The following is a 25,848-nucleotide window of genomic DNA, read 5'->3' as shown; positions in this document are numbered from 1 at the left end:
ATTACTTATAACTAGCTAGCTTTTCTTTTGTAAAACTACTTAGCACTAATTTACCGCTAATTTTGGCGCGTTCTTTAAGTAACGTCTCCCAATTTTCGGTGTTTTGCCAAAGTACGTTTTTAAGTTCTGATAACGCTTCTGGATTATAATTGGCTAATTTATTTGCGAGTTCGATTACTGCTTGGTCTAATTCTTCTATGGTTTCAAAAACATTTGCATAAAGTCCTTTGTCTTTAGCGTATTCTGCCGAATAAAAGTTTTCGGCATCAATAGTCATTTGCGAAAATGCGGTTGCTCCTATTTTTTTAGAAACAGCTGGCTCAATCACAAATGGTCCAATACCAATACTAATTTCGCTTAATTTAATAGCTGCATATTTTGTTGCTAGACAATAATCTGTTGCACAAGCCAGACCAACGCCGCCACCAACAGCTTTACCTTGCACACGACCAATAATAATTTTACCACAGGTACGCATAGCATTTATAACGTTAGCAAAACCAGAGAAAAATAAATCTCCTGCTTCCAGATTATCTATCGCAATTAACTCTTTAAAACTTGCTCCAGCACAAAACGTACGGTCACCGCCACTTTTTAATACAATTAGCTTAACGTTTTTATCTTGTCCTGCGTTAGTGATTACTTGTGCTAATTCTTTTAAAATCGGACTTGGCATAGCATTGTGTTCTGGTGTGAAAAATTCGATAAATGCTATTTGATTTACAAGTGATTGCTTGACGTAAGCTTGAGCCATAATTTTAAATTTAGTTATTTAATTACAAATTTAAGGGTTTAAAATACAAGTAACAATTGTTACAGTATTAGTATTTGTAATTTGTATTTTTGTAACAAATTTAAACTGCAATTATGGGATTATTTGGTTTCTTATTTGGTAATAAAAACGAAAAGTTAAACGATTTTAAAAATAGAAATGCTATTATTTTAGACGTGAGATCTAAAGCTGAATATGATTCTGGTGCAATTCCTGGTTCTAAGCATATTCCTTTACAATCTATACCTACCAAAATAACAGATATAAAGAAGTGGAACAAACCGGTAATTACCTGTTGCGCAAGCGGAATGCGATCTGGAAGTGCTGCTGCAATTTTAAGTAAAAACGGAATTGAAGCTATTAATGGTGGCGGCTGGCTTAACCTTGCTAAAAAATTAGATTTATAATTTAAGCGTATTAAAATCTTCAGGATTATTAATTGGTGATTGGTTAAATTGTAAAGTCCAACCTAAACTATTTGTTAGAATATAAAATTTTGAAAGTTCGCTAATTAATCTATCCTTAGCGTTATTTTTAAGGTTAGACGCTTCTATTTTTTTTGCTATTTGCTGTTTAACCGTTTTGTTAATAGCGTTATAATCTTCGGCTTGAAAAGGATCTAAAAAATCTGCTTGTACATCGTAATACTCTAATTCTGGATATATTTTAAGTTCTGGTTCTGGTATTTTTGTAATGGTCAATACCTTATTTTCTTCATCTAAATCAAATTCAATTTTACTTAAATCGTAAGCAATTGTTACTTCAGCATTAACAACGACAAGAGCTTTTTTTTCTACTTCTATCAAGTCTCCAAAAATTGCTTTAGATTTTTTATAGCTAAATACTTCACTAAAGTTACCTTCTGTCACTACCAACTTACTAACATTTTTAAGTTGTTTTTCGATTAATGCAGAATGTTCTATAACTTCTGTTTTTTGGTCATTTTTACATTTGTTAAACACAAATAAAACGACCAAAGTAAGACAAATACCAAGTATAACTTTTTTCATAATTTAAAAGTAAACAAAATAAGTATAGCTTTGATTAAAGAAGAAATATTCGATTTAAAATCGAAATAAAAAAAAGCACCAAAACAAGCATAACCGATTGAAAATTAGTCTTATTGGTGCTGTATGAAAATTGATTAATAGCATTATAAATTTACTATTATCTTTTATTGATTATGCTTTTTTTCGATAAAATGAGTATTAATTAGTTTAATTAACAAAATGTAAATAATGCCTTACAATTATTTACGGTTTTAATAGTTACCTCTAAATCAAATTATTACGCTTTGCTTTTTGTACGGCTTCTAATTTAGAATGGACTTGTAGTTTAGAATAGATATTCTCTATGTGTTTTCTAACTGTAGATGGGGACAAAAATAAATTATCTGCAATCACCTTATAACTTAAGCCTTTAGATAATTGTTCTAAAACTTCTACTTCACGATTTGTTAAGTGTATATCTTCTTTTGGTATTTGATCAAAATCTACCGGATTACGCAAAAGCTTTAATGTTTTTAAAGCTATGGATGGATTCATTGCTGCGCCACCATTTAATGTATCAACAATTCCATTAAAAAGTTCATGAGGATTTACATCTTTTAGTAAGTAACCATCTGCTCCAGCTTTAATGGCATTAAAGATATTCTCGTCGTTATCAAAAACGGTTAGCATGATAATTTTTATTTGAGGATACTTTTTTTTAACTGCCAAAGTAGTTTCAATTCCATTTAAAACAGGCATTTCTATATCCATTAATAAGGCATCAAGGTTATGGTTTTTCTCTAACTTTTCTAACAACTCGGCTCCATTTAAGGCAGTAAATTTGATATCTATTTCTTCAAAAAAAGACAGCTTTTCTTTTATAGAAGAAATTAAAAAACTGTTATCGTCTATTATAGCAATTTTCATTTTTTAAAATTATTTAGCGTTAGATATTTCCTCCAATACTCTTAGTTGATTTAAGATAACTGACAATTTAAAATTAATATTTTTTAAATGGTAGTTAGAGTTTTGTTTATCTAAATATGCTTTTTTTTCTTGTTGACTTTTAATTTGTTCTGATAACCTCAACACTAAAATTTCATGTTTGTTCTGAGCTGCTTTTAAAATTAAACTGTGCCAACAAACTAGTGTAATTGTTAGTACAAGAGAAAAAACATACAGAGTGATCATTTTGTAGAGGATTAAAAAATATTACTCTCAAAATTAAAATTGAAAACATAAAAATAAAATAAGGCAATTGCCCTATTTAATAGTTTACATTTCAAATTTTATAGTAATTTGTGTTCCTTGATTGGATGATTTCATTTCAAATTCTGCATCAATTTCGTTGGCTCTTTTTTTCATTGATGATAAACCATTTCCTGCTTCTATTGTTGATTGATCAAACCCTTTTCCATTGTCTATTATCGAGATTTTTAAATCATTACCTTCAATCTCAAAATTGACTACTATTTTGGTTGCTTTTGCGTGTTTTACCGCATTGTTTATTGCCTCTTGAATAATGCGATACACATCTATTCCTTGTAGCGAATTAAGTTTAACGTTATCGGTATTTTTTGGATAATTAAATTCAAAATCAATACCTAATAAAGAGGTTTTTGCTGCTTCTATAAAGTTGGTTGTTCTGGATTTTAGGTCTTCAAAAGTAATTTCTTCTTTATTCATTGCCCAAATTGTATCGCGCAAATCGGTAATTGTACTTCTTGTAAATGTGCTAATTGAATCGAATTTAGAATACAATTTTTCTTTAGTAAAATCGAAGTATTTTAAATTATCTAAAGACGAAATAATAAAAGTTAATTGCGAACCAATATTATCGTGTAAATCTTTAGAAATTGCTAAGCGTTGTTCTTGTAAATTGTTTTGATTTTCAATTTTTATTAAGGCTTGTTTTAATTGGTTTTCTTTTATTATCTGTTTGTTTTTTAAGCGTTGCTGTGTATAGACCAAATATCCTATTAACCCTAAAAACAAGGCTAATCCTAAAGCGTAATAAATTAATGTTGTTCTCTTTTTAATTTTTGCTTCCTTAACTAGAATATCCGACTTGGCTTGCGCTAATTGCTTTTCTTTTTTTTCGGTTTCAAATTGAATTTGCAGCTCTTGTATTTTGTTTTCTGTCTGCACATTATCTGTACTATCTTTTAATGCTTGATATTGCTCTTTATATTGCAAAGCATCTTTAAAATTATCCATCTGCTTATAGCAATAAGCAATGTATTGGTAACAATATTGTTCTAAGTGTTTGTAGTTATACTTGTTAGCTAATGCTGCACACTTTTTGTAATATTCTATAGCTTTTTTATAGTTTTTTTCTTGTTGAAATATTTCAGCTTTATGAACATAATTAACAGTAATTCCATAATTATCTGCGATTTTAGTTCTTATTAAAGAAGAACTATCTACATAAACTTTTGCTAATTGATAGTTACTTTTTTCGGCATAAGTATTTGCAATATTGGCATAACCGTAACCCAAACCAATACTATCTTTTAGCGTCTTTTTAATTGCTAAAGACTTTTTTTGATAGTACAAAGCACTATCCACTTTTTTAGACATACTTAATAAAACACCATAATTATCATACACAGGATTAATAGCTTCCAGGTTGTTTTCTTCTTCTAAATATTTTATGCCTTTACGCATATAATACAACCCTTTTTGCATATCTCTAGTTTTAAGATTGTAACCTAAACCGCCATAAGCAATACCTGCTTTTGTTAAGCTGTTTTGTTGTTCTAGAATACGAATAGCATCTAGTGTTAAGTTTAAACTTTGATCAAATTTATTTTGATATGCTTTTAATTGACCGTATTTAAATAATATTTCACCCAAAGCAACACTATCGCCAGTTGTTGTTGCTAATTCAATTCCTCTTTTAAAAAGAACTTCAGATTTATCTATTTGAGATACAAAAGTACCATAAGGTAAATCTATTATTTGTTGTATTACCTGTTTAGGTTGTTGCGTATCTAAAGAAGTATATAAACTATCTATTGTAGTTGAATTAGTTTGCGCATTTAAAAAATGACATAAAATGAAAAAAATTACTGTAAAGCGATGCATAAATAGTTAGTTTAAAGGCTTATAAAGAAAGTTTAATAAATTTAGATTTCAAAAAAAACTAAAAAATAAACACCAACTTGTAAGATTAACTTACTTTTTTGTTGGTGTTTACCGATTAATAGCGCGTTTTTATATGTTTACATTTACAGCTTATAATTTGTAGGCATAAATGGTATCCTTATTGGCTTTGTAGAAAAGTACGCCAGCAATTTCATCTACATGATATTCTGGTTTTTTATCTTTTAACACAATTTCTTTATCAACTTTACCTGTATCTTTATTTACTTTTACTAATCCAACACCATCGTCTAATTTAGTTAGGATAAATTGAGAATTTTCGGTTGCTGCTGTTGCTTTAAAACGTTGTGACATGATCTTAAAAGATTGATCTGCGATAGATGCAAACATATCTGCAGCTCTTTTATTTTCTTTACCAAAATCGTTGTAATTATCTAAATTATTTGCGCTTCCATATCTTGTTTTATTTAATCCTGCTTGATATGAATGTGCCATAGTCATAGCTGTAGATGCCACAGCAACTACACCAGATAAAACCTTCATGAAACCACTTTTTGATGGTGACTTATAGTATTGATGATACACTTGATTACCATCTTTATCTAAAACCATCATATTTTGTGAAGACGCTAAATAAATATTTCCGTTTCTCATTTCCATTTCATTAGGCTCTTCTTTTTCTTCAAATTTTACTTTTGAAAATTCTTGAGCATCACCAGAGTTAGCATCTATACTAAAAATTGTACCATCTGCTGCAATTAAATATCTATTATTTGCCGAATCAAAAGTTGATGCTACAGATAATGAATTTTTATATTTTAAAGGTTTATCCCAAACTTGATCTCCTGTTTTTAAGTTTACAATATTTGCATCTTCGCTAGTAATGTATATTAATCCTTGCGGCGAATTTGCCATAACCATTATATTTTCTCCTGTTTTTAATGGTTTTTTAAATAATGTTTCGCCATTAAAAGAAATCTTGTTTATTCCGCCTTGTTGTATCCCAAATAAAATTCCATCTTCCTGAACATAAAAATGCTGAACATAACCTTTGGTCTTTGGTGCTTTTTCCCAAAGATCTTCTCCTGTACTAGCACTTAAAAAAGCGATTTCAGATTCGTTTTTTTGAGAAAACACACTTTTGTCTCCACCATCACTTTTATTACTTACTACAGCAATACCTTGTGGTAAAATTTCAAAATTAGAAACAATACCTTTTACTTTTCTATCGTCTTGCCAAAGCGCTTTACCATCGGCTCCTATTTTATGAATTCTTGTATTTTTTCCATTTACTGTAGTCTCAAAACCGTAAATTTCTTTTTCAGTTTTATCAGACACCATCCAATTTATGCCTTTAATTTTAGTAGTCCATAAATCTTGTCCTGAATGTGATTTTGCTATTAAACCTTGTGCTGTTGGCACGATTAAAAAATCTTTTAACAACAAAGGTACACCTGTAACACTAAAATCTTTTGCTACGCCAACTCTACCTGGTTTATCTAAGAAAAAACTAAAATCTAATTGCTGATTACTTAAATTATAAACAGCTACTTTAGGTGTCATCTTTTCGGCTTTTGTACCAGTTTTTTGTATACCACTTACTACTAACTTATTGTCTGGTAAAATGATGTTACAGGTATAAATTTGGTTCCAGTTATCGTCTTCAGAATTAAAGATAACCTTACCAGACACATAATTAATTACCGCTCTTTTGGTTTTTGTTATCCCTGCTAATTTAGAGTTTGCACCTTGAGAAACTATTATGTAAGGAGAATCTTCTACAAACAACGTTTCTTCTGGTGTTAACTTACCAAAATTATTAAATGTAAAAACAGGCGAATTTGTCTCTGGATTTATACCTACTAACCCATCGTTTGTAGCAACCACTAAAACGCCACCAACGGTTAATGTCATTTCGTTTATTGAAGCACCAAGATTATAAGTTTGATCTGGTTGTTCTGCCCTTTGAGCAAATACTATTTGCGTGCAAAAAAGGATTAAAAGTAATTTTAAATTATTCATGATCTTGTACGTATTAAAATATTTTATTTTCAACATCTTTTGTTAATGCTAGGCTAACTGCTTGCTGAAACAATTTTACTGTACTAACTAATGTTTTTGTTGAATATCCTCCATCCATCCAAAAATGATAGAAAAAAGAAACTGTATTTGAAGATTCATTATAATAACATTTGACCATTAATACTTCTTTATTTATGGTATTAAAAATGTCTAAGATTTCGGATTTTGAAACATTGTCTTGAAGATTATAAACCGTATTTAATCCTATAAATCTTTTTTTGTTATCTATATCTAGATAGACTGTTCTAGCATCTTCTATTTTTAAATAAGAGTCTTTTACTTCTGAAACTTTTATATATGCAGATTTAAACAATTGTTCAAGACTACTAGAAGTCACATCTTCTGGAGACATTAACTTATCTTGTGCGAAAGATTGAGTTGTAATACTAAATAATAATAGAAAAAGTAATTTTTGTAAAGTTTTCATTTCAAAATTAGATTAAAAATTATGGTCCAAAATTGAAATAAAACTGGAAGATTATAAATACGTCATTTGGCGTATTTTAACTAAAAGTGATGTGAGGATAAAGTGTTGTTAGTTGATTTTTTTTTAATTCTAATTGCTTCAAAAAGTTTACATGTGCTGAAGAGCTAGGATCAAAAGGCTTATGTGCAATGCCTTTTTGCACATCTTCTACCAATTGTAATGTTGATTGTGTTTTAGGATCTACCCAAACATTTAAAAACTTTTGCCATATATAATCTATGGCTAAATCACTAGGATGAAGCATGTCTTGATTATAAAACCTATAATCTCTTAGCTCGTCCATCATTATTTCATACGAAGGAAAATAATGCAGTTGTTCTTTTTTTAAGACAATACTTTTATCTAAAAAATCATGAATTGCTGTTAACAGATTGGCTTTACTACGCGCATTTTCTACAAAACCATCTTTAATATGTCTTACAGGCGAAACTGTAAAAATAATACGCGCATTTTTATTTACTAAACTAATTAAAGAGACTAAACTTTGTAAACTTCGTTCTATTTGAACAGTAGAAAGTAATTCTTTTTTAAACTGTTTTTGTGATATTTTATGACAATTAGCGACTACTTGTTGTGTATTTAAAAATCGATAAACCCAAGCAGTACCTAAAGTTATTACAATATGCGAAGCCTCTTTTACATCTTGCTTAGTTGTTTGTAATATTGAATTTAGGCTAAGTATTAATTCTGATTTGGAAGTATTACTTAAAGACGAATGTGCATTTAAACAATGGTATTTATCGTTGTTAAACACCAAATCTTTTTCGGTATAACTTTGATCTGTTAATGCTTTTTTAATTAAGGTTTCTATCGCAATTGGATGAAACAAAATACCAAAAGGATTAACCACATGATTAAACTTATAATACTCAAACTTTTTTGCGATATTTTCTGCAAAACAAGAACCTAATAATACCACTTTAGACTTATAATCTATTTGATTATTTGGTATAGGACTAAGTGGTATTTTAGTGTAAAAATTCATTTAAAATAAAAACAGCGATTAGCTATTGTATATATCTAAAAGCTTCTTGTAATGCTTTTTCTATACCTTCTACATGTGGTCCACCTGCAGTAGCAAAAAACGGTTGTCCGCCGCCGCCACCTCTTATTAAAGGTCCTAATTCTCTAACAACTTTTCCTGCATTTAAAGACTTATTTTCTACTAAATCTTTAGAAATATAACATGTTAACAAAGCTTTACCGTTATTTTCAGCACCAAAAATTAAGAACAGATTTTCAAATTGATTTCCTAATTCAAAACATAAATCTTTAATACCAGATGCATCTAAATCTAATTTTTTGGCTAAGAAATTAACGCCATTAATTTCTTTAATTTCAGATTTTAATTGTCCCTTTATATTTTGTGCTTTATCCTTTAACAACTGTTCTATTTGTTTTTTTAAGGCTGTATTTTCTTCTTGTAAATTTTGCAGTGCTTTTACTGGTTCTTTTGCGTTGTTTAGTAAATCTTTCATTTCAAAAAATGCACGATTATTATCGTGGTAATAAGATTTTACCGCATCGTTAGTAATTGCTTCTATACGTCTTATCCCAGAAGCAACAGCACTTTCTGACACGATTTTAAAATGCCAAATATCTGCTGTATTATTTACGTGAGTTCCACCACATAATTCTATAGATTGTCCAAATCTAATGGTACGAACAGCATCACCATATTTTTCACCAAATAACGCCATAGCACCTTCTTCTATAGCTTTTTCCATTGGTACGTTGCGTTGCTCTTGTAATGGTAATTTACTTTCTATCCTTGCGTTTACAAAGTTTTCTACGTCACGTAATTCTTCAACAGTCATTTTAGAAAAATGAGAAAAATCAAAACGCAAATACTTACTATGCACTGCACTTCCTTTTTGCTCTACATGATCACCTAAAATTTCGCGAAGTGCTTGATGTAATAAGTGTGTAGCTGTATGATTACACTCGGTTCTATAACGTTGTTTAGCATCTACAGTTGCTTTAAATTTCTCTGTGATATTAGCAGGTAAATTTTTAGTTAAATGTATAGCGATATTGTTTTCTTTTTTAGTATCTAAAATATATACTACATCGCCATGCTGATCTTCTAAATAACCTTTATCACCAACTTGTCCGCCACCTTCTGCGTAAAATGGTGTTAAGTTAAATACCAATTGGTACATCTCGCCATCTTTTTTAGAGGTAACTTTACGGTATTTGGTAATTTTTACGTTAGTTTCTAGAGTATCATAACCAACAAACTCTTGTTCTTCATCTTCAATTAAAATGGTCCAATCGTCAGATTTTAATTCTGATGCTTTTCTTCCTCTAGATTGTTGCTCTTCAAGACGTTTTTTATAATCTTCTTTATTGTACGTAAATCCTTTTTCACGTAAAATTAAATCAGTTAAATCTTCAGGAAAACCGTAAGTATCTTTAAGTTCAAAAACTTTAGAACCTGAAATTTCTTTAGTTTTTGCTGTTTCTACAATACGATCTAAAATGGTTAATCCTTGCTCTAACGTACGTAAAAATGATGTTTCTTCTTCCTTAATTACGTTTTCTATTAGTTGTTTTTGTGCTTTTAGTTCTGGAAAAGCTTGCCCCATTTTTTCAACTAAAACATTAACTAACCTGTAAATAAATGGTTCGTTTTTATCTAAAAAAGTAAAGCCGTAACGTACCGCACGACGTAAAATACGACGTATCACATAACCTGCTCCATTATTGCTTGGTAATTGTCCATCTGCGATTGAAAATGCTACAGCACGGACGTGATCTGAAATAACGCGAATTGCTACATCTACTTTATCTTCTTTACCATAATCTTTATTAGTTATGGTTTCAATTTCTCTAATTAATGGTGTAAATACGTCTGTATCATAATTTGAAGTTTTGTTTTGCAGCACCATGCATAAACGCTCAAATCCCATACCTGTATCGATATGCTTGTTTGGTAATTCTTCTAAACTTCCATCTGCTTTACGGTTGTATTGCATAAAGACAAGATTCCATATTTCTACCACTTGAGGATGATCTTCGTTTACCAAAGATTTACCGTCTACTTTTGCTTTTTCTTCTGCAGAACGAATATCTACATGAATCTCGCTACAAGGTCCGCATGGTCCTTGATCTCCCATTTCCCAAAAGTTATCTTTTTTATTTCCTTTTAAAATTCGGTCTTCGCTTATAAATTCTTTCCAAATATCATAAGCTTCGGTATCCATATTTAGGTTATCTGCATCATCGCTACCTTCAAAAACAGTGACGTAAAGTATGTCTTTGTCTATTTTGTAGACTTCGGTTAATAATTCCCAAGCCCAAGCAATTGCTTCTTTTTTAAAGTAATCGCCAAACGACCAGTTACCTAACATTTCAAACAATGTATGGTGATAGGTATCGTAACCAACTTCTTCAAGATCATTATGTTTACCCGATACTCTTAAGCATTTTTGTGTATCTGCAATACGATTGTTTTTTGGCTGTGCATTGCCTAAAAAATACTCTTTAAAAGGTGCCATACCAGAGTTAACAAACATTAAGGTTGGATCGTCTTTTAAAACCATTGGTGCAGAAGGCACAATGCTATGCTTTTTGTTTTTAAAAAAATCTAAAAAGGTAGAGCGAATGTCTTGAGAATTCATATTATTATTTTAAAAGGTCTTTATAACAACTATTTATATGTAAATTAAAGACTTTAGTTTTATTTACTTAATTTTAAACTGAAATATTTTTGTAAGTTTGTTCGTTAACAATTTTGTTTTAAACAACAACTTAATCATATTTTAGAACGCAAAAATAGTATAAATTAAGTAATGAGTAAGGTAAAATATTATTATGATTCCGAAACGCTTTCTTACAAGAAAATAGAGCGTAAAAAAAGACGTACTATTAAGTACATTACTTTATTTCTTATTGCTAGTGCTTTATTTGGTTTTTTATTTGTTAGCATTGCTGGTCATTACATAGAATCGCCTAAAGAAAAAGCGTTAAAACGTGAGTTGACTAACTTAGAATTTCAATATGACTTATTAAATAAAAAAATGAGTCAAGCCGAAACTGTACTTGCAAATATTGAAGAACGCGACAACACCATTTACAGATTATATTTTGAAGCCAATCCAATACCCGAAGAACAACGTAAAGCAGGTTTTGGTGGTGTAAACCGTTATAAAAAACTAGAAGGTTTTGATAACTCTGAATTAATAATTAACAGCAACAAACGTATAGACAAGCTTTTAAAACGTATTGTGGTACAATCTAAATCTTTAGATGAAATTGCTGTTTTAGCAGAAGAAAAAGAAAAATTATTAGCTTCTATTCCTGCGATACAACCTGTAAATAATAAAGATTTAACCCGAATGGCTTCTGGTTACGGTATGCGATCAGACCCATTTACCAAACAACGTAAAATGCATTGGGGAATGGATTTTACTGCTCCAAGAGGTACACCAATTTATGCAGCTGGTGATGGCGTAATTGTAAGAGCAGACAGTAATAGTTCTGGATACGGTAAACATATACGAATAGATCATGGCTATGGCTACGTAAGTTTATATGCGCATCTTTACAAATACAATGTCAAGAAAAACCAAAAAGTAAAACGTGGTGATTTAATTGGTTTTGTTGGTAGCACTGGACGTAGTGAAGCGCCACATTTACATTACGAGATTTTTAAAGACGACCAACGTATTAACCCAATAAACTTCTATTACGGAAGTTTAACACCAGAAGAATTTAGCAAATTATTAGAACGCGCTTCTTTAGAAAACCAATCTTTAGACTAATGATAATTGATTTACCAGAAAAAAGGTATTACTCTATTGGTGAAGTTGCCAAAGCATTTGATGTAAACACATCTTTAATACGGTTTTGGGAAAAAGAATTTGACGTTTTAAAACCAAAAAAAAACGCTAAAGGAAATCGTAAATTTACTCCAGAAGATGTAAAAAACTTAAAGTTAATCTACCATTTGGTAAAAGAACGAGGATTTACTTTGGACGGTGCAAAAATTCATTTAAAAGAAGAAAAGAAAAAAACACTAGATAATTTTGAAATAATATCTAAATTAGAAGGTGTAAAACAACAACTTATAAAACTAAAAGAACAACTTTAAAACCAACGTATCATGAAAAAATGGCTTGTTCCAATAATATTAATCGCTTTAGCAATACTATTTGGTGTAAGAGTATATAACTCGACCATCGGATTAGAAGAAAATGTAGAAGAAGCATGGGGAAAAGTAGAAAGCTCTTACCAAAGACGTAGTGATCTTATTGGTAATCTTGTAAAAACAGTACAAGGCGCTGCAGATTTTGAAAAAAGCACTCTAGAATCTGTAATTAACGCTAGAGCAAAAGCTACTGCAGTAAACATAGATCCTACTAACATTACTCCAGAACAGTTACAACAATTTAACCAAGCGCAAAGTGGATTAAGCAGTGCACTATCTAGATTATTAGTAACTGTAGAGCGTTATCCAGATCTAAAAGCAAATCAAAACTTTTTAGAATTACAAAGCCAATTAGAAGGTACAGAAAACAGAATTAATGTAGCAAGAGATAGATTTAATGAAACTGTAAAACCTTACAATAAACACATTAGAACATTTCCTAACAATTTGTTAGCTGGCGTATTTGGTTTTGAAAAGAAAGCTTATTTTGAAGCTGAAGAAGGCAGCGATAAAGCACCAGATGTAGAATTTGATTTTAAATAATAATGTCTCAAGACGTAGAAGCATTTTTAACCACAATTGAAGAACAAGAAATTGTTGAAGCTATAAGAATAGCTGAAAAAAACACGTCTGGAGAAATACGAGTTCATCTAGAAAACACTTGTAATACACCAATAGAACTTCGTGCATTAGAAGTGTTTTCTTTATTAAAGATGAATAACACTAAACAGCGCAACGGTGTGTTAATTTACGTCGCTGTTATGGATCATAAATTTTGTATTTATGGTGATTTAGGCATTAATAAAGTTGTACCTAATAACTTTTGGGACAACACAAAAAACACCATACAAAACCACTTTAAGAAAGGATATTTTAAACAAGGATTAGTAGACGGTATTTTACAAGCTGGTCAGGAATTAAAAGTTCATTTTCCTTCCCAAAGCGATAATCCAAATCAACTTTCTAATACGATTTCTAAAGGATAAAATTAAGTATGCAATATTCAGTAGTCAGTAGTCAATCTTTACGCTTACTTAAAAAAGGAGTATTGAAACTTTTTCTTTTATTCACTTTCTTATCGTTTGTTAAAGTTTCTGCTCAATTTGAAATTCCTAAAAAACCAGATTTTCAAACTAGTGTATACGATTACGTTAATTTATTATCTGCTTCAGAAAAAAGCACTTTAGAAAACAAATTAGTTAAATATTCTGATAGCACTTCTACACAAATTGTTGTTGCTGTCATTGCATCTACTAAAGGTGAATATATCAATTATTTAGCGACAGAATGGGCTCATGAATGGGGAATTGGTCAAGCAAAAGAAGATAATGGTGTCTTTATTTTATTAGCCAGAGATGACCGTAAAATAATGATTGCAACGGGTTACGGTGTGGAACATTTATTAACCGATGCGATGTCACGCAGAATTATTGAGCGAGACATTATCCCTTATTTTAAACGAAACGATTATTATGGCGGCTTAAACCGTGGATCGGATGCTATTTTTGAAGTCTTAAAGGGCGAATATAAAGGCACAAGACAAAGTTCTGGTGGTGATTTTCCTGTTGGAGTTATTTTCTTTTTGATTATCATCTTTATTATTATTCTTATATCCATATCTAAACACAAACGAAATGGCGGTAATGGCGACAACTTTGGTGGCGGTAGAAATGATACAAGAGACATCTTAGAAGCTATTATTTTAAGTAATTCTGGTCGTGGCGGCTATAGAAGAAGTTCTGGCGGTTTTGGTGGCGGTTTTGGTGGATCTTCTGGTGGCGGATTTGGTTCTGGTGGCTTTGGCGGCGGTTTTGGTGGCGGCGGATTTGGCGGTGGCGGCGCTTCTGGTGGTTGGTAGTTCTCTTTACAGTCGTAGTCTTATCTTAGTCTCAGTTGCAGTTAATAGTCTTAATTGCAATTAGTTCTAAATTTCAATATAAATTCTTTTGATGAAACATTTCATTTTTGTTTTAGCTTTCATTTTTTGTATTTCTTGTAAAACAAAACCTAAGCAAACCTCAACATATAACCAAGCAGTTGTTCAAGATTACGCTAATATTTTCACTAAAATTGAACAGGATTCGCTTACTAATTTCATTTTAAATTATGAAAAACTAACTACTAATGAAATTTGTGTAATGACCATTGATTCTTTACCAAAAAACACAAAAGTTTTAAGACATGCGACAAATATTGCGCAAAACTTAGGTGTTGGAAAAGCAGATAAAAACAATGGATTATTACTTTTAATAGCTATACATAACAGACAAGTTGCTTTTGCTACAGGATATGGTACTGAAACTATTTTGACCGATAGTATTTGTTATCATTTAATTGAATCTACACTTATTCCAAATTTTAAAAATCAGATGTATTATAAAGGCGTTATACACGCTTTAGATTCAGTTAAAAGTAAATGGTATTAATCTAGAAAATACATTCCGCCATCACCACTTTCACCTTTAGCTCCTAAGCTATTAAACTTCCAACTAAAGTTAAGCATAAAATACTGTTTTAAAACTGTACTTTGCGTATCTTGAATGTAATCTAAGGTTGCTGTACGTCTTGCATTGGTATTTTGATTAAGTAAATCGTAAACCTTTAAAGTTAGTAATCCTTGATCTTTTAATACTGAATATGATATACTTGCATTCCAAAACCATGCATCTTTTTGAAATCCATCTGCTACATTTGGATTGTAATTATAGTTAATATCATTTCTATACTCTAAACCTTTGGGTAAGAAAAACGCAGTGTTTATAGCTAAATTATGCGATGTAAAGTTTCTATCTTCAAAAGCATCTATATCAAACTTGTTGTTGGTAAAAGATACACGATAGCGTGGTTTAATTTCAAAAATATTATTGTAAACATAATCTACACCTAATTCTGGAGTTACACCTAATACTTTACTGGAGTATTGCACATTATTATTATAGTTTACATTTTCTGAAAAATTACCCCAACTTCCTACTCTTAATCTAATAGATTGTAAGGAATCTAATTTGACGCGTTTTCTAAAACTAAATCCAAAATATCCGCTTTTATTACCATTTACATTATCGTAAGTTGTTGTTCTTGTTAATGTTTCTGGATCTATTGTTGTTCTAGAAACTACTGCATTTCTATCTACAGATATACTAGAATACATGAAAAAACCAGACTTTTCTTGCCAATTGTATGAATTAAAATTAGCGTAAATACTATGTTGGTTTGTTGGCTCTAGATTTGGGTTACCAACTACTGTATTTAATGGATTAGAAACATCTTCAAAAGCTTGTAATTGTCTTAAAGATGGCGGTCTATTTCTTAAATTATAGCCTATAAATGCAGATGATTTTTTACTAAAACTATATCTAAAACTAGAGTTTAATTCTAATGCTTTAAAATCTCGTTCTACATTAAATTGTGGTCTTAATCCATCTTGATTTTTTAAAGTTCTTAACACATAATCTGCACCAATTCTTGCCGACCACTTTTCTTTACGATAACTTAATTCTAATCCTGGCGCATTTCTTAAATCTGTATATTCAAAATCTGTACTTAATGCTTGATTAAAAGCATCGTAATTATTGGTTGTGTTGTTAAAATCGAACGTACTTTGTCTGTTTTTATCTTTATTATATTCAAACTCGTAACCAAATCTTAAAAAGAATTCTTTTGCTTTGATAGGTAATCTATACTCTAAGTCTGTAGCGATGTTAGAACTTTTGTTGTCGCCATCTGTAAATTGATCTCTTATAATTGTTTGCGGCGAATCACCATATACTTCTGTGATAGAATTAATAAAATCATCACTTAAATTCCTATTAAAACTATTGTCTATATTTAATCTTAAAAATGCACCTTTATCACCAAATTTTTTAGTTGCACTAATCTCGTTAGCAAATGTATTTGCTTTAGATTCTACAAACGAACTTAAATTAGATTGGTTAGTTAAGTTTAATTCTTGATCTAAAGTTTCGTCATAACTTACATAATCTGTATTGCTATTAGAAAACGAAAATCTTGGTCTTACATTGATCATAAATGTGGTGTCAATTTCAATTTCGAATTCTGCATTTGCAGTATGACTATCTGTATTATTTTCTGATCTAGAATTAGAATTTGAGAAAAATCTAGAATCTGATAGTATAGTTTCTCTTTGAGAAGACGTTTCATTTTCAGACTTGCTACCAGAATAAAAATAATCTGCCGATGCTTCTAGAGTTTCGCCATAATTATCTGCAAAATTTGCACCTGCTAATCTAGAAGTAGTAATCCCTTGTCCGCCACCAAATTGCCTTCCATTAATACTAAAAGAACCATTACTATTCCAACTACGACTACCATTACCACCAAACATTTTTTCTATCTCACCAAAACTAAATCCTGGCGAATTTATGTTATTACCACCTAATAATACACTAAACCTTTGGTCATTATCAAACCTATTAAACATTCCTGCAAACTCGTACCTTTTATCGGTTCCTGCTCCTGCTGCTACACGACCAAAGACACCTTTATTGTTTTCTTCTTTAATAGTTAAGTTTATGGTTTTGTTTTCGTTACTACCTTCTTCGCCTGTAAATGCTTCACTTTTAGTTTTTGTATCTACTACTTGTATTTTTTCTATTATTTCTTTAGTCAAGTTTTTTGTAGTAATAGAAGGATCGTTCCCAAAAAATGGTTTACCGTTTACTAATATTTGATTTACCTCTTTACCATTTACTTTTATTTTTCCTTCTTCGTCAATTTCTACACCTGGTAATTGCTTTAATAAATCCTCTACTGTAGCATCTTTTTTAGTCTTAAAAGATTTCACATTAAATTCTAAGGTATCTTTTTTAATAGTTACTGGTGCCGAAGTTTTTATTAACACTTCTTCTAAAGCATTACTACTTACCTTTAATTTTATATCGCCTAAGTCTATGACTTTTTTATCTAACTGAATATTTTGCTTAATAGATTGATATCCTACATAAGACACTAATAGGTTTAAAGATCCTTCAGACGTTTGGTCTTCTAGCTGAAAACTTCCATTTTTATCAGAGATTGTATAGGTAACAAGACTACTATCTTTTACTTTCTCTAAGTACACCGTTGCAGCTTCTAAAGGTGAATTATCCTCTTCGGCTAATATAGTTCCTGAAATTTTAAAGTCTTTAGACTGACTAAACGAAGATAAACTACATAACGTAGTTAACACAAATAATAATTTACGCATTGGTTGTTTTTTGATTGATAGAATAGCATAGTTAGGAATGCTTTAAAACCAAAACGAAAATATATTAGTTGTAGTACTTATTATCTTAAAATAAACTTAAATTTATATTAAAGTTACTTTTTACGCATGTAAACGCTTACAGGAACACCTTTAAAATCATAGATTTCTCTAAGTTTATTCTCTAAGTATCTTTTGTAAGGTTCGCGTACATACTGCGGTAAATTACAGAAAAATGCAAATTGTGGTTGTGGTGTAGGTAATTGCATAATGTACTTAATCTTTACAAATTTACCTTTGTATGCTGGTGGCGGATAACTTTCTATTATTGGTAATAACGTCTCGTTAAGTTCACTTGTTTTAATACGTTTTGTACGGTTATTATATACCTCAACAGCAGTTTCTATAGCTTTATAGATACGTTGTTTTGTTAATGCCGAAATAAACACGATTGGTACATCTGTAAAAGGTGCAATTTGTTCTCTAATGTATTTTTCGAATTTTACTGTAGATTTATGATCCTTTTCTACCAAATCCCATTTATTAACAAGTATTACTATACCTTTTCGGTTACGTTCAGCCAACCAAAAAATGTTTTGAACTTGTCCATCAAATCCTCTGTTTGCATCTACCACTAATAAACATACATCTGCATGTTCTATAGCTCTTACACTTCGCATTACCGAGTAAAACTCTAAGTCTTCTTTTACTTTAGATTTTTTACGGATTCCTGCAGTATCTACTAAGTTAAATTCAAATCCAAAACGATTATATTTTGTATCAATAGCATCTCTTGTTGTTCCAGCAATATCGGTTACGATATATCTATCTTCTCCAATTAACGCATTTATAAAAGAAGATTTACCTGCGTTTGGACGACCAACTACAGCAAATCTTGGCAGGATTTCTTCTCTTTCATCTTCTTTTGGTTCTGGTAAAGCTTCAACTAAAGCGTCTAATAAATCACCTGTTCCGCTACCATTTATACTAGCAATTGTGTAATAATCACCAAGTCCTAAGCTATAAAACTCTACAGCATCTTCAGCACGTTTTCCATTATCAACTTTATTAACAACTAAAAAAACGGGCTTTTTCACTTTACGTAGTAATTGTGCTACATCTTCGTCCATTCCAGTAACACCAGATTCTACATCTACCATAAAAATTATAGCATCTGCTTCGTCTATAGCTAATTCTACTTGTTTATCAATTTCAGCTTCAAAAATATCATCACTTCCAACAACATATCCACCAGTATCTATTAAAGAAAACTCACGACCATTCCAGTCTGTTTTACCGTAGTGTCTATCTCTAGTTACACCACTAACAGCATCTACGATTGCTTCGCGACGTTGAATTAATCGATTAAAAAAGGTAGATTTACCAACATTTGGTCTTCCTACAATAGCAACAATACTACTCATAACTTTTTGTTTTAATTTGCATTACATATCCTGTAAGCGATTGCAAAGGTAGTGTTTAGTTGGAGAAAAAATAGTATTTTAGGCTAGAATGAATTAATTATGAACGAAAATTTAAATGATGTTGTACTAAGACCTAGGTTTAAGATAGAGCTTAACTCTAAAAAAGAACCTATTTTAAACGCTTTTGAAACAGATACTAGCAGTGATTTTATTGTTAATAGAGTAGATGATCACGTGTTTATTAAATTTCCTAAATCTAAACAACGTTTTTTTACGCCTCAACTTCATCTAGAAATTAATAATACAGAACACCATAAGTGTTATGTTTACGGTTTATTTGGTCCTAGTCCTACCGTATGGACAATGTTTATGTTTTTGCACTTTGTTGTAGCTGGATTTTTTATCGCTTTTGCTATTTGGGCTTATTCCAATTATGCTTTAAAAACAGATATTCACCTTCAAGTTTGGGGCATGATAGCTATGCTAATCTGTTGGTTTGTATTATATTTTGCTGGTCGATTAAGCAAAACTTCTAACCAGAAAGAAATGACACAATTGTACAATTACATGAGTACTATTTTAGATCTATAAAATAAATTCTTTTAAAAATTTATTCTGTATCCTTTTTTTATTTATTTTAAAAGTGTAAAACAAACACTTATAAATGAAAAACTTACTACTAACTACTACACTACTAGCATTTACAATATTTGGATGCAAGCAAACTAAACAAAATCATGTTTTTGAAAACAAAGAAAAAACGATTGCCTTAACCTTTAATTTAGACAAAAACCAACGTCCTTTTTATACAATTAGCCATAAAAACTCTATTGTTTTAGATACATCTTATTTAGGCATAGACCGAAGCGACAGTAATTTTTACAGTAACTTATCTGTTTTAAATGTTTCTGAAGCAAAAACTATCAAAGATCAATACACTTTATTTCATGGTAAGCAAAAAGAAATCACCTACGAAGCAAAACAATATACCGTATCGTTAAAAAATGAAGATGATAAACAACTAAATATCGTTTTTAATGTATCTGAAGATGGTGTTGCTTTTAGATATGAATTTCCTAAAACTTCAGACAATAGTTATCAAATTAAAGACGAAAAAACCACCTTCAACTTAAATAAAAACACCAAAAGTTTTTTACAACCTATGTCTAAAGCAAAAACAGGTTGGGAACATACTAATCCGTCTTATGAAGAACATTACGATATGGAAATTCCAGTTAATAAACCTTCATCTATAAAAGAAGGTTGGGTTTTTCCTGCGCTATTTAATACTAACCAAACTTGGATTGCGATTACCGAAACTGGTTTAAATTCTAATTACTGTGGAAGTAGATTACAATACAACAATACAGATGAAGCGTTGAAGATAACATTTCCTCAAAAAGAGGAAGTTTTTACAGATGGCGCACTACTTCCAGAATCAAAAACACCTTGGTTAACACCTTGGCGTGTCATTGCTATTGGCGATCTAAAAACTATCACCGAAAGCACTTTAGGAACAGATTTAGCAGATAAAGCTATTAACATGGATACGTCTTTTATAAAAAGTGGATTAGCATCTTGGAGTTGGGCTTTACTTAAAGACGATTCTGTTAATTACGACACCACAAAACAGTTTATTGATTATGCCTCTACCATGCAATGGAGCTATTGCTTAATAGACGTTAATTGGGACACAACCATTGGCGATGAAAAGATGAAAGCACTTGCAGATTATGCAAGAACTAAAGACGTAAAGCTTATTGTTTGGTACAATTCTTCTGGAGATTGGAACACAACACCTTATCACCCAAAAAGTAAATTATTGACTCACGAAGATCGAGTTAGAGAGTTTAAACGCATGAACAAATTAGGAATTTCTGGTGTGAAAATTGACTTTTTTGGAGGCGATGGTCAATCTATGATAGCCTACTATCACGATATTTTAAAAGATGCTGCAGATTATAAATTACTAGTTAATTTTCATGGTGCTACTTTACCTCGAGGTTGGCATCGTACTTATCCGCATTTAATGACTGTAGAAGCTATAAAAGGTCAAGAATTTATCACATTCTTTCAAGATATAGCAGATTTACAGCCTAGTCATTGTGCTACATTACCATTTACTAGATTGTCCCATATCCTACTACAACTACTTCTTCCTGATTAGAAACATCTTCTACTAGTTGAGCTTCGATATATGTTTGATTACCTACTGCAATTTCTTGTTCTTTAAATCCAAGAAATTTAAATACTAAAACATCTGAAGATGATGCTTGAATAGAAAAGTTACCATCAAAATCTGAAGAAACACCTTTATCTGTTCCTTTTATAACCACATTTACACTAGGTAATCCAATACCATCGGTAGAAGACGTTACTTTTCCTGTAACTGTTTTTTCTTGAGCATAAATGCTAGAAGAAAAAATAACAGCAACCAATAAAAGTAATCCCTGTTTTAGCTTACCTTTTAATTGACTACCATAACCACTTTTAGTTGTTATCATATTTGTTAGTTTTTAGTTGAAAAAAATTATAAGTGTTTATTTTACACTTATCAAAAGAAGCATATTTTTTTTAATTAACCAAATTTTAACACTTATTTTTATTAATTTAACATTAAATAGCTGAAAAATTCTATTATTGATAATTGTATTTTTTACATTTAAGTTTGTAAAACCATTAAGTTTGTGTTGTTTTGTAACAACTAAACTTCAAATTTTGAACAAAAACCAATTTATGTTAAATAACTATTCTAATGAAGACAAAGTATTACTTGCAGTAGACTGCATAATCTTTGGCTTTGAAAAAGACCAACTAAAAATATTACTTATTAAAAGAGATTTTGAACCCGAAAAAGGAAAATGGTCTTTAATTGGTGGTTTTTTGAAAAAAAATGAAACATTAGACCAAGCTGGTAATAGAGTTTTAAAACACTTAACTGGTTATGATAATATTTACATGGAACAGTTTAATGCCTATAGTGAAGTAGATCGTGATCCTGTAGATAGAACAATTTCTGTTAGTTATTATGCTTTAATTAATATTGAAACACATAGCGCTCTTGAAGAACAATATGCGGCGCAATGGTTTGCTATAGACGATATACCAAAATTAATTTTTGACCATGACATTATGGTTAAACATGCGTTAAACAGACTACGTTATAGAGCAACACATAAACCAATAGGCTTTGAGTTGCTTCCGGAGAAATTTACCATGAAACAACTACAAAAACTTTATGAGTCTATTTTAAATACTAAACTTGATAAAAGAAATTTTACAAGCAAAATTAATGGTCTTGATATCTTAGTTAAGTTGGAAGAAAAAGATATGAATTCTTCTAGAAAAGGTTCTTTTTTATATATGTTTGATGAAACCAAGTATAAGAAAAAAGTAGAAGAAGGATTTACGTTTAAAATTTAAAACAACAAAAAAGCTTCAGTAAATACTGAAGCTTTTTTTATTCTGTTATTGTAGATTTTCATAAAAACTAACAGTTCCACTATCTTCGTTAGAGACTACTAATATATCTTTACCTGTTGGACTATCTTCTGCAGGAATAATCATTAATCCTTCAGGAGCTTCGTCACCTTCATGAGATAAAATAGTTAAAAATGTTGGCGAATTTGGATTAGTAATATCGTATACCATGATTTGGTCTGTACGTTCTAATCCTACAAATAAAATATAACGTTGATTAGCTATGTTTAACACTTCTACACTTTCTGGCTCTGCACCTTTGTCATCACTTCGTTTGTCTTCATCATTAAAAGTAGATGGTGAAGTAGCTAGTGTTTCTGCAGCAATACTATTACCACTATCGTAAACTAAAGTTCCGTTTGCACTCCAAATTGTAAAAGATCTTGCTCCATAAGAGTATAAGTAATCATAATCACCGTCGTTATCTATATCACCTTCAGATAACATCACGTTTAATCTACCTAAATTAGCTTCGTTTTGATAATCTTCTGATAACGGAAACGCCGAAGGATCTAAATTTATGTCTTTAACTCTATCTATTCCTATATAACCTGGCGTACCTTCGTATTCTCTTGCATCACCTTCGTTAGCAGAAATTACATAATCAACACCATTAATATTAACAGATACTATTGCATCTGGCTGATACAATCCTCTAATTGGCCAATTTTTAAGTACAGTTTCATTATCTTCATTACTAGCATCAAGGCTATTTTGAGCTAATAAGTGATCTTTATAACCTAAAGGATAAATGGCTTCTATGGTTTTAGACAGTAGATTAATCTTAGCAATTCCGTTGTTTTCTTGTAAAGAAACCCAAGCGGTTTGAGAATCTTCTGACACTGCAATATATTCCGGCTCTACATCTTGCGCTAAGCTAGCATTTGGTCCAAAAACTCTAAAATGATTAGATTCTAGCGCTAATTCTTCAGAATTAAAATTTGAAAAATCTAATGTTGTTACCGTATTACTATTAACATCTATAATACTTATTGTTCCATTTGGATCTACCGTATAATCTGCATTAGGTTCGCCTTCATTTGCTGTTAAAATAAAATTTCCATCTTTAGAAAACGTAACCATATCTGGTAATGCACCAACTGTAAATGTTTGTAATAAATACATTGTTTGCGTGTCATAAAGTAATACAAAACCAGGATTTTGTTTTACTGGTGCTTCTAAAGCAATTGCTAATTTTCCGTTTAAAACAGACACACTATTTGGAGCACCTTGTGCAGATAACGCTATAGACGATTGTTGTATAGGATTATTTATTTCTGAAATATCAAATATTGAAATTTCGTTTGCTTGAGCATTTGTTACAAATAGTTTTTTTGTAATTGGATCAAAAGCTGAAATTTCGGCAGATGCTTCTCCGCCTACTTGAATTGTAGTTTTATATTGAAAATTAACTGTTGTGTTTACTTCTGGCTGATCAACCTCTACCGAAGTATCATCGTCTGCACAATTAAATAAGCATAAATTTAAAGCAAGTGTTAAGAGTAATGTTGAAGAAAATAATAGATTGTGTTTAGTGTGTTTCATTAGTTTGGTTGGATTAATTATTAAATTCCAAAATTGAAACACTTACATTAACTTAAAGTTACCTAAAACCTATTTAAAGTTTACTATTTACTTTTGATTGTAACCAAATCGTTTTAATTGTCTTTGGTCGCTTCTCCAGTTTTTGTTCACTTTTACATACAATTCTAAATGAATTTGTTTACCAAAAAAGATTTCTAAATCTTTCCTTGCCTCTACACCAACTTTTTTTATCGCTGCGCCTTTATGCCCAATTATAATTCCTTTTTGTGTATCGCGTTCGACCATAATTACAGATCGAATTCTTATAATTTCTTCTTCTTCAAAAAACTCTTCTGTATCTACTTCTACAGCATACGGAATTTCTTTTTTGTAATTAAGAAGTATTTTTTCTCTAATTTTTTCGTTTACAAAAAAACGTTCTGGCTTATCTGTTAATTGATCTTTTGGATAAAATGGCGGACTTTGAGGAAGTAATTCGATAATTTTCTCAAAAACTTCTTTGACATTAAATCCTTCTAAAGCAGAAATTGGATATAACATCGCATTTGGTACTTTTTCTGCCCAAAGTTTTACTTGCTCTTCAAGTTGTTCTTGATTTGAAATATCAATTTTATTGATAAGCAATAAAACAGGTATTTTAGAATTAGTTATTTTTTTAAAAAAGGCTTCGTCTTTTAATTCTTTTTCGCCAATTTCTACCATGTAGATTAGCACATCTGCATCTTCAAAAGCAGATTTAACAAAATCCATCATCGAAGATTGCAGCTCGTAAGCAGGTTTGATAATTCCTGGTGTGTCACTCAAAACTACCTGAAAATCATCTCCGTTAACAATACCTAAAATACGGTGTCGTGTTGTTTGCGCCTTAGATGTTATTATAGATAATTTTTCTCCTACAAACGCATTCATTAAGGTAGATTTACCAACGTTTGGATTTCCTATAATATTTACAAAACCTGCTTTGTGATTCATTTTTATATTTTTATTTGGTTGCAAAGTTACGACCTTGGTTTGTTAATTCCTCTATCATACATCACAATACTTCCTGCGACAGATACATTTAAGCTTAATTCAGACTTAAATTTAACTAAAAAATGACTTTTCTCTATAGCCGCATTTGACAATCCATGATCTTCTGCACCTAACAGATATACGCAACGTCTTGGATGATTAAAGGTTTCTAACGGTTGAGCGTTTTCTGTAAGTTCTACACCAACCAATCTTGCGCCTTTAGGAAGATGTTTATAAAATTCTTCAAAATTTTCATAATGAAAATAAGGCATAGCCTTTACAGCATTATGTGTATCGCAAGCTTGCTTTGCATACCTATTACCTATCGTGAATATAAAACTTGCGCCTAAATTTTGAGCAGATCGCCACAAAACACCAAGATTTTCTGGTGTTTTTCCGTTTTGAATACCTATTCCAAAATATTCGTTTTCAAAATTATCAATCATGTTGCAAAAATACATTTTTAACGACAAGATCTAAAGTGAACTAATTAGTAAATTATGATTGATGAATTTTCTATTTTTTTAATGAATTTATAGAAAAAACGTGTTGATTAACCATAAATTATAATAAGAAAACTGAGGAATAATTTATACAG

Annotated in this window: 24 protein-coding genes; 10 read left to right on the top strand and 14 right to left on the bottom strand. The window is 30.6% G+C overall.

Annotated elements, in window-relative coordinates:
• Nucleotide 1 precedes the first annotated feature (1 nt).
• Nucleotides 2-754 carry an enoyl-CoA hydratase/isomerase family protein gene (locus IFB02_RS08315; protein WP_191072653.1) on the bottom strand — a complete coding sequence of 251 codons (753 nt, stop codon included), beginning with the start codon at nucleotides 752-754 and terminating at the stop codon, nucleotides 2-4.
• 113 nt (nucleotides 755-867) lie between these two features.
• On the opposite strand from IFB02_RS08315, the gene IFB02_RS08310 reads away from it, so the two are divergent.
• Nucleotides 868-1,179: a rhodanese-like domain-containing protein gene (locus IFB02_RS08310; protein ID WP_106687745.1), complete on the top strand. Its 312-nt coding sequence runs from the start codon at nucleotides 868-870 to the stop codon at nucleotides 1,177-1,179.
• On the opposite strand, the gene IFB02_RS08305 is transcribed toward IFB02_RS08310, so the two are convergent.
• From IFB02_RS08305 to alaS, 7 genes are all read right to left on the bottom strand, one after another.
• The gene (locus tag IFB02_RS08305) at nucleotides 1,174-1,782 is read right to left on the bottom strand and encodes a DUF4230 domain-containing protein (RefSeq protein WP_191072652.1); all 609 of its coding nucleotides are present in this window, start codon (nucleotides 1,780-1,782) and stop codon (nucleotides 1,174-1,176) included. The genes IFB02_RS08310 and IFB02_RS08305 overlap by 6 nt on opposite strands.
• Before the next feature lie 264 nt (nucleotides 1,783-2,046).
• Complete coding sequence (locus IFB02_RS08300; RefSeq protein ID WP_106687747.1) at nucleotides 2,047-2,688, bottom strand: response regulator; 642 nt, start codon at nucleotides 2,686-2,688, stop codon at nucleotides 2,047-2,049.
• Nucleotides 2,689-3,036: 348 nt separating this feature from the next.
• Nucleotides 3,037-4,848 (bottom strand): ATP-binding protein, encoded by a 1,812-nt coding sequence (locus IFB02_RS08295; protein WP_106687749.1) that lies wholly within the window; start codon nucleotides 4,846-4,848, stop codon nucleotides 3,037-3,039.
• Between the two features lie 150 nt (nucleotides 4,849-4,998).
• Entirely contained in the window at nucleotides 4,999-6,888 is a 1,890-nt protein-coding gene (locus IFB02_RS08290; protein ID WP_106687879.1) for a PQQ-binding-like beta-propeller repeat protein, read from the bottom strand.
• 13 nt (nucleotides 6,889-6,901) lie between these two features.
• Nucleotides 6,902-7,375, bottom strand: a complete 474-nt coding sequence (locus IFB02_RS08285; protein ID WP_106687750.1) for a hypothetical protein — start codon at nucleotides 7,373-7,375, stop codon at nucleotides 6,902-6,904.
• Between the two features lie 76 nt (nucleotides 7,376-7,451).
• Entirely contained in the window at nucleotides 7,452-8,420 is a 969-nt protein-coding gene (locus IFB02_RS08280) for a GSCFA domain-containing protein (protein ID WP_106687751.1), read from the bottom strand.
• A 22-nt stretch (nucleotides 8,421-8,442) separates the two neighbouring features.
• Nucleotides 8,443-11,058 carry an alanine--tRNA ligase gene (alaS, locus tag IFB02_RS08275; RefSeq protein WP_191072651.1) on the bottom strand — a complete coding sequence of 872 codons (2,616 nt, stop codon included), beginning with the start codon at nucleotides 11,056-11,058 and terminating at the stop codon, nucleotides 8,443-8,445.
• A 171-nt stretch (nucleotides 11,059-11,229) separates the two neighbouring features.
• Here alaS and IFB02_RS08270 point away from each other — a divergent pair, with 171 nt between their 5' ends.
• The 6 genes from IFB02_RS08270 to IFB02_RS08245 all read left to right on the top strand — a co-directional run bounded on the left by IFB02_RS08270 (nucleotide 11,230) and on the right by IFB02_RS08245 (nucleotide 15,013).
• A complete protein-coding gene (locus IFB02_RS08270) occupies nucleotides 11,230-12,201 on the top strand; it encodes a M23 family metallopeptidase (protein WP_106687753.1) in 972 nt (323 codons plus the stop codon).
• Nucleotides 12,201-12,530: a MerR family transcriptional regulator gene (locus tag IFB02_RS08265; protein WP_106687754.1), complete on the top strand. Its 330-nt coding sequence runs from the start codon at nucleotides 12,201-12,203 to the stop codon at nucleotides 12,528-12,530. Before IFB02_RS08270 ends, IFB02_RS08265 begins: the two co-directional genes overlap by 1 nt.
• A 12-nt stretch (nucleotides 12,531-12,542) precedes the next feature.
• Nucleotides 12,543-13,130, top strand: a complete 588-nt coding sequence (locus tag IFB02_RS08260; protein ID WP_106687755.1) for a LemA family protein — start codon at nucleotides 12,543-12,545, stop codon at nucleotides 13,128-13,130.
• A gap of 2 nt (nucleotides 13,131-13,132) precedes the next feature.
• Nucleotides 13,133-13,573: a TPM domain-containing protein gene (locus tag IFB02_RS08255; RefSeq protein WP_106687756.1), complete on the top strand. Its 441-nt coding sequence runs from the start codon at nucleotides 13,133-13,135 to the stop codon at nucleotides 13,571-13,573.
• Nucleotides 13,574-13,581: 8 nt separating this feature from the next.
• On the top strand, nucleotides 13,582-14,445 hold the full coding sequence (locus IFB02_RS08250; protein ID WP_106687757.1) for a TPM domain-containing protein: 864 nt from the start codon (nucleotides 13,582-13,584) through the stop codon (nucleotides 14,443-14,445).
• 91 nt (nucleotides 14,446-14,536) lie between these two features.
• Nucleotides 14,537-15,013, top strand: a complete 477-nt coding sequence (locus tag IFB02_RS08245) for a TPM domain-containing protein (protein ID WP_106687758.1) — start codon at nucleotides 14,537-14,539, stop codon at nucleotides 15,011-15,013.
• Here the strand turns inward: IFB02_RS08245 and IFB02_RS08240 are convergent.
• Nucleotides 15,010-17,793 carry an outer membrane beta-barrel protein gene (locus tag IFB02_RS08240; protein WP_191072650.1) on the bottom strand — a complete coding sequence of 928 codons (2,784 nt, stop codon included), beginning with the start codon at nucleotides 17,791-17,793 and terminating at the stop codon, nucleotides 15,010-15,012. The two genes, IFB02_RS08245 and IFB02_RS08240, sit on opposite strands and share 4 nt — an antisense overlap.
• A gap of 113 nt (nucleotides 17,794-17,906) precedes the next feature.
• Nucleotides 17,907-19,214, bottom strand: coding sequence for a ribosome biogenesis GTPase Der (gene der, locus IFB02_RS08235; protein ID WP_106687760.1), 1,308 nt, complete (start codon nucleotides 19,212-19,214; stop codon nucleotides 17,907-17,909).
• Between the two features lie 99 nt (nucleotides 19,215-19,313).
• Between der and IFB02_RS08230 the strand changes: the two genes are divergently transcribed.
• On the top strand, nucleotides 19,314-19,805 hold the full coding sequence (locus IFB02_RS08230; RefSeq protein ID WP_106687761.1) for a GTP-binding protein: 492 nt from the start codon (nucleotides 19,314-19,316) through the stop codon (nucleotides 19,803-19,805).
• Between the two features lie 73 nt (nucleotides 19,806-19,878).
• The gene (locus IFB02_RS08225; protein ID WP_106687762.1) at nucleotides 19,879-21,381 is read left to right on the top strand and encodes a glycoside hydrolase family 97 N-terminal domain-containing protein; all 1,503 of its coding nucleotides are present in this window, start codon (nucleotides 19,879-19,881) and stop codon (nucleotides 21,379-21,381) included.
• On the opposite strand, the gene IFB02_RS08220 is transcribed toward IFB02_RS08225, so the two are convergent.
• Nucleotides 21,338-21,718, bottom strand: a complete 381-nt coding sequence (locus tag IFB02_RS08220) for a carboxypeptidase-like regulatory domain-containing protein (protein ID WP_106687763.1) — start codon at nucleotides 21,716-21,718, stop codon at nucleotides 21,338-21,340. The genes IFB02_RS08225 and IFB02_RS08220 overlap by 44 nt on opposite strands.
• A gap of 232 nt (nucleotides 21,719-21,950) precedes the next feature.
• On the opposite strand from IFB02_RS08220, the gene IFB02_RS08215 reads away from it, so the two are divergent.
• Nucleotides 21,951-22,637, top strand: coding sequence for an NUDIX hydrolase (locus IFB02_RS08215; RefSeq protein WP_106687764.1), 687 nt, complete (start codon nucleotides 21,951-21,953; stop codon nucleotides 22,635-22,637).
• Between the two features lie 45 nt (nucleotides 22,638-22,682).
• Here the strand turns inward: IFB02_RS08215 and IFB02_RS08210 are convergent, their stop codons facing one another.
• From IFB02_RS08210 to IFB02_RS08200, 3 genes are all read right to left on the bottom strand, one after another.
• Nucleotides 22,683-24,239, bottom strand: a complete 1,557-nt coding sequence (locus IFB02_RS08210) for a choice-of-anchor I family protein (protein WP_106687765.1) — start codon at nucleotides 24,237-24,239, stop codon at nucleotides 22,683-22,685.
• A gap of 87 nt (nucleotides 24,240-24,326) precedes the next feature.
• On the bottom strand, nucleotides 24,327-25,211 hold the full coding sequence (era, locus tag IFB02_RS08205) for a GTPase Era (RefSeq protein ID WP_106687766.1): 885 nt from the start codon (nucleotides 25,209-25,211) through the stop codon (nucleotides 24,327-24,329).
• A gap of 26 nt (nucleotides 25,212-25,237) precedes the next feature.
• Nucleotides 25,238-25,696 carry an RNA methyltransferase gene (locus IFB02_RS08200; protein ID WP_106687767.1) on the bottom strand — a complete coding sequence of 153 codons (459 nt, stop codon included), beginning with the start codon at nucleotides 25,694-25,696 and terminating at the stop codon, nucleotides 25,238-25,240.
• Nucleotides 25,697-25,848 lie beyond the last annotated feature (152 nt).

The sequence above is a fragment of the Mesoflavibacter profundi genome (assembly GCF_014764305.1).
In the GTDB taxonomy this organism is placed as follows: Bacteria; Bacteroidota; Bacteroidia; order Flavobacteriales; family Flavobacteriaceae; genus Mesoflavibacter; species Mesoflavibacter profundi.
The sequence above is the reverse complement of the archived record's forward strand: the minus strand, read 5'-3'. Positions and strand labels throughout refer to the sequence as shown.

Coding starts and splice junctions, on each gene's coding strand:
- IFB02_RS08315 (WP_191072653.1), bottom strand. CDS start 754: ATGGCTCAAGCTTACGTCAAGCAATCACTTGTAAATCAAATAGCATTT.
- IFB02_RS08310 (WP_106687745.1), top strand. CDS start 868: ATGGGATTATTTGGTTTCTTATTTGGTAATAAAAACGAAAAGTTAAAC.
- IFB02_RS08305 (WP_191072652.1), bottom strand. CDS start 1,782: ATGAAAAAAGTTATACTTGGTATTTGTCTTACTTTGGTCGTTTTATTT.
- IFB02_RS08300 (WP_106687747.1), bottom strand. CDS start 2,688: ATGAAAATTGCTATAATAGACGATAACAGTTTTTTAATTTCTTCTATA.
- IFB02_RS08295 (WP_106687749.1), bottom strand. CDS start 4,848: ATGCATCGCTTTACAGTAATTTTTTTCATTTTATGTCATTTTTTAAAT.
- IFB02_RS08290 (WP_106687879.1), bottom strand. CDS start 6,888: ATGAATAATTTAAAATTACTTTTAATCCTTTTTTGCACGCAAATAGTA.
- IFB02_RS08285 (WP_106687750.1), bottom strand. CDS start 7,375: ATGAAAACTTTACAAAAATTACTTTTTCTATTATTATTTAGTATTACA.
- IFB02_RS08280 (WP_106687751.1), bottom strand. CDS start 8,420: ATGAATTTTTACACTAAAATACCACTTAGTCCTATACCAAATAATCAA.
- alaS (WP_191072651.1), bottom strand. CDS start 11,058: ATGAATTCTCAAGACATTCGCTCTACCTTTTTAGATTTTTTTAAAAAC.
- IFB02_RS08270 (WP_106687753.1), top strand. CDS start 11,230: ATGAGTAAGGTAAAATATTATTATGATTCCGAAACGCTTTCTTACAAG.
- IFB02_RS08265 (WP_106687754.1), top strand. CDS start 12,201: ATGATAATTGATTTACCAGAAAAAAGGTATTACTCTATTGGTGAAGTT.
- IFB02_RS08260 (WP_106687755.1), top strand. CDS start 12,543: ATGAAAAAATGGCTTGTTCCAATAATATTAATCGCTTTAGCAATACTA.
- IFB02_RS08255 (WP_106687756.1), top strand. CDS start 13,133: ATGTCTCAAGACGTAGAAGCATTTTTAACCACAATTGAAGAACAAGAA.
- IFB02_RS08250 (WP_106687757.1), top strand. CDS start 13,582: ATGCAATATTCAGTAGTCAGTAGTCAATCTTTACGCTTACTTAAAAAA.
- IFB02_RS08245 (WP_106687758.1), top strand. CDS start 14,537: ATGAAACATTTCATTTTTGTTTTAGCTTTCATTTTTTGTATTTCTTGT.
- IFB02_RS08240 (WP_191072650.1), bottom strand. CDS start 17,793: ATGCGTAAATTATTATTTGTGTTAACTACGTTATGTAGTTTATCTTCG.
- der (WP_106687760.1), bottom strand. CDS start 19,214: ATGAGTAGTATTGTTGCTATTGTAGGAAGACCAAATGTTGGTAAATCT.
- IFB02_RS08230 (WP_106687761.1), top strand. CDS start 19,314: ATGAACGAAAATTTAAATGATGTTGTACTAAGACCTAGGTTTAAGATA.
- IFB02_RS08225 (WP_106687762.1), top strand. CDS start 19,879: ATGAAAAACTTACTACTAACTACTACACTACTAGCATTTACAATATTT.
- IFB02_RS08220 (WP_106687763.1), bottom strand. CDS start 21,718: ATGATAACAACTAAAAGTGGTTATGGTAGTCAATTAAAAGGTAAGCTA.
- IFB02_RS08215 (WP_106687764.1), top strand. CDS start 21,951: ATGTTAAATAACTATTCTAATGAAGACAAAGTATTACTTGCAGTAGAC.
- IFB02_RS08210 (WP_106687765.1), bottom strand. CDS start 24,239: ATGAAACACACTAAACACAATCTATTATTTTCTTCAACATTACTCTTA.
- era (WP_106687766.1), bottom strand. CDS start 25,211: ATGAATCACAAAGCAGGTTTTGTAAATATTATAGGAAATCCAAACGTT.
- IFB02_RS08200 (WP_106687767.1), bottom strand. CDS start 25,696: ATGATTGATAATTTTGAAAACGAATATTTTGGAATAGGTATTCAAAAC.